Origin of the sequence: Klenkia sp. PcliD-1-E (assembly GCF_024124375.1) — a bacterium.
In the GTDB taxonomy this organism is placed as follows: Bacteria; Actinomycetota; Actinomycetes; order Mycobacteriales; family Geodermatophilaceae; genus Klenkia.
In genome coordinates this window covers 1-3603 of sequence record NZ_JAMXRZ010000207.1, presented here as the reverse complement: position 1 = coordinate 3603, position 3603 = coordinate 1, and the positions used below count along the sequence as shown (strand labels likewise).

Genomic DNA, 3603 nt, shown 5'->3' with positions numbered 1-3603 from the left:
TCTCCGGGCTGGGCCCGGCACCGCCGGCCGCCGGCGACGTCCTCGCCGTGGGGACGGCGGCCGGGCCGTGGCCGGGCGTGGACGTGGCACCGGTCGCCGGGCCGCAGCCGGAGCCGGCGGTGGCGCTGCGTCCCGGACCGCGGGCCGACTGGTTCGGCCCCGACGCGCACCGGTCGCTCACCGGCACGGCGTGGCAGGTGACCGGGGAGAGCAACCGGGTGGGCCTGCGATTGGCAGGCCCGGAGCTGGTCCGGGTGCGCCGCGGCGAGCTGGCCAGCGAGGGCCTGGTCCGCGGTGCGCTGCAGGTGCCGCCGTCCGGGCAGCCGGTGCTGTTCCTCGCCGACCACCCGGTCACCGGCGGCTACCCGGTGATCGGCTACGTGGCCGACGCCGACGTCGACCGCTGCGCCCAGCTCGCCCCCGGGGACTCGGTCCGCTTCCGGGGTTGACCCGCGGCGCGGGCACCGATCCGGGCCGGGAGGTGCGAGGCTGGGCCCGTGGCCGACCGGGAGAAGAAGGACCAGGGGTCGCTGCTCAAGGAGCTGCCGGTCCTGCTGCTGGTCGCCGTCGTCCTGGCGGTGCTGGTCAAGACCTTCCTGGTGCAGCCCTTCTACATCCCGTCGGCGTCGATGGAGCAGACCTTGCACGGGTGCCCCGGCTGCACCGCCGACCGGATCCTGGTCACCAAGCCGCCCTACTGGTTCTCCGACCCGCAGCCCGGCGACGTCGTGGTGTTCGAGGGCCCCGACACCTGGCCCTCGGAGCCGCAGGCCGCCGAGCCGACGAACTGGTTCACCCGCGCCGCGCTGTTCGTGGGCCGTGCGGTCGGCGTCGCCCCGCCCAGCGACCGGGACTTCGTCAAGCGGGTCATCGCGGTCGGCGGGCAGACCGTGCAGTGCTGCGACGACCAGGGCCGGGTGCTCGTCGACGGCCGGCCCCTCGACGAGCCCTACCTGTACCAGGACGACCAGCGGTCCTTCGGTCCCGTGACGCTCGCCCCGGGGCAGCTGTGGGTGATGGGCGACCACCGCGGGGACTCCGCGGACTCCCGGGACCACGGCCCGATCTCCGTCGACGACGTGATCGGGAAGGCGTCGCTGATCGTGTGGCCGCTGAGCCGGTTCGGCTGGATCGCCAGCCCGGACATCCAGGCCACCGCCGACGGCCCCGCCGACCCCGGCGCCGCCGTCCTGCTGGCCACCGCGCTCGCCGTCCCGCTCCGCCGGCGCCGGTGAGGCACCGGCCTCGCCGGTGCCCCACCGCGTGCCTCAGACCGCCGGCGGGACGGCGGAGGCGGTGACCAGGTCGGCCCGCTCCCACACCCGGTGCTGGCCCATGGCCGCGACCAGGTCCGCCACCACGTCGCCGGCCGAGGCGCCGGTGAACACACCGGGCCCGGAGACGCCGGCCGCGTCGAGCACGGCGACGCCCGAGCCCCAGGCGGCGAACGGCTTGAGCTGGCGCAGCGCCTCCTGCAGCAGGATCGTGGCCTTGACGTCGCCGTCGTCCGGTGCGCCGTCGGCCACGACCACCGCGTCGAACTCGATCGACCGGGCGGTCAGGTTCGTCCGCTCGACGACCTGCTGGTGCTCGCCCGACCCCAGCACGCCGCCGCGGGGGGCCAGCACCTTCAGTTGCGCACCCTCGGCGTCCAGCGCCTCGCGCAGCGCGGCGATGCCGGCCAGGTCGGCGTCGGGCCCGGCGACGACGGCGACCTGTCGGCCGTCGAGGGGGAACGTCTCGCCGGTGACCTGCGCCAGCGCGGGCGAGGCCGGCAGGTGCTCGGCGGGCTCCCCCGACGGCGCCGGCAGGCCGAGGCCGTCGGCGACCAGGGTGGCCAGCTCGGTGTCGATGTTCGCCAGCACCCCGAGCACCCGCTCCTTGATCGCCTGCTCGTACACCTTGCCGAGCTCGAAGGTGTAGGCCTCGACCGTGTGCGTCTTCTCCACGTCCGACAGCGACGCCCAGAACATGGCCGGCTGGCTGAAGTGGTCCTCGAAGGACGCCGCCACCTTGCGCACCACCTCGCCCTCGACCTTCCGCGGGACGACGACGTAGCCGCCCTCGTCCCAGTCCGCGGGCTGCGGTGATCCGCCGTCGACGGTGTTGGGGGAGTAGGGCGCCTCACCGGTCGGCACGCCCTGCTGCATGAAGCCGTCGCGCTGGTCGTCGTTGACCGGCGCGTGCGGTCGGTTGATCGGCAGCTGCGTCCAGTTGGGGCCGCCGAGGCGGGTCAGCTGGGTGTCCTGGTAGGAGAAGTTGCGGCCCTGCAGCAGCGGGTCGTTCGTGAACTCGATGCCGGGCACCACGTGGCCGGTGTTGAAGGCGACCTGCTCGGTCTCGCTGAAGTAGTTGGTCGGGTTGGCGTTCAGCACGAGCGTGCCGATCGGCTGCACCGGCACCATCTCCTCCGGCACGATCTTGGTGGGATCGAGCAGGTCGATGCCCTCGTACATCTGGTCGTTGGTGTCGGGGAACACCTGCACGCCCAGCTCCCACTCCGGGAACGCGCCGGCCTCGATGGCGTCGGCGAGGTCACGGCGGTGGAAGTCGGGGTCGGTGCCCATCGCCAGCTGCGCCTCCTCCCAGGTCAGGGAGTGCACGCCGAGCTTCGGGGTCCACTTGAACTGCACCAGCACGGTCTCGCGGGCCTGGTTGACCATCCGGAAGGAGTGGACGCCGAAGCCCTCCATCATCCGGTAGCTGCGAGGGATGCCCCGGTCGCTCATGTTCCACAGCACGTGGTGGGTGGCCTCGGTGTGCAGGGAGACGAAGTCCCAGAACGAGTCGTGCGCCGACTGCGCCTGCGGGATCTCCCGGGTCGGGCTGGGCTTCGCTGCGTGGATCAGGTCGGGGAACTTGATGGCCTCCTGGACGAAGAAGACCGGCATGTTGTTGCCGACCAGGTCCCAGGTGCCCTCCTTCGTGTAGAACTTCGTCGCGAAACCGCGGGTGTCGCGGGCCGTGTCGGCCGAGCCCCGCGAGCCCAGCACGGTGGAGAACCGCACGAAGACCGGCGTCTGCAGGCCCTCCTCCGCCAGCACCGGCGCGCGGGTGATGCTGGCCGCCGACCCGTTGGCGGTGAACACGCCGTGCGCCCCGGCGCCGCGGGCGTGCACCGCGCGCTCGGGGATGCGCTCGTGGTCGAAGTGGCTGACCTTCTCGCGGAGGTGGAAGTCCTCCAGCAGGGTCGGGCCGCGACGGCCGGCCTTGAGCGCGTGGTCGGTGTCGGGGATGCGGACCCCGTTGGGCGAGGTGATGACGTCGCCGCCCTGGGCGCGCGGGTCGCGGTCGCCGTCGGCGGCGGTGAACGGGACGCCGGTGGGGCTCACCTGGGCGGGTGCGGACTGGTCGGGCTTGCGTGCCGGAGGCATGGCTCTCCTGGGGTCGGGGGCGGGCAGTGGGTGCCGGCGCCGTTCCCTGGACGCGTGACGTCAGGAGCCATGCCCCCGGTCGGCAGGGGCCGAAACGGTTCCGTCGGCGCGGACCCGGGCGCCGAGCGCCTCGGCGAGGCCGGTCTCGCCGCGGGCCCGGGCCGCGAGCAGGCCCCACCCCACGTCGGCGCTCCACCGCGCCCGGTCCAGCCAGGCCGCCGTCCCCGCC

2 protein-coding genes and 1 pseudogene are annotated in these 3603 nt (G+C 74.0%); 2 read left to right on the top strand and 1 reads right to left on the bottom strand.

Annotated features, from left to right (window positions below; translation table 11 throughout):
* Positions 1–449: pseudogene (locus NH342_RS22375) on the top strand (allophanate hydrolase subunit 2 family protein); the annotation flags it as partial.
* 48 nt (positions 450–497) lie between these two features.
* Positions 498–1235: a signal peptidase I gene (lepB, locus tag NH342_RS22370; RefSeq protein WP_253018483.1), complete on the top strand. Its 738-nt coding sequence runs from the start codon at positions 498–500 to the stop codon at positions 1233–1235.
* 33 nt (positions 1236–1268) lie between these two features.
* Here the strand turns inward: lepB and NH342_RS22365 are convergent, their stop codons facing one another.
* The gene (locus tag NH342_RS22365; RefSeq protein ID WP_305884983.1) at positions 1269–3374 is read right to left on the bottom strand and encodes a catalase; all 2106 of its coding nucleotides are present in this window, start codon (positions 3372–3374) and stop codon (positions 1269–1271) included.
* Positions 3375–3603: the final 229 nt, after the last annotated feature.

Bases quoted from the DNA above. Each gene is read 5' to 3' on its own strand.
- NH342_RS22365 (WP_305884983.1), bottom strand. From the start codon at position 3,374: ATGCCTCCGGCACGCAAGCCCGACCAGTCCGCACCCGCCCAGGTGAGC.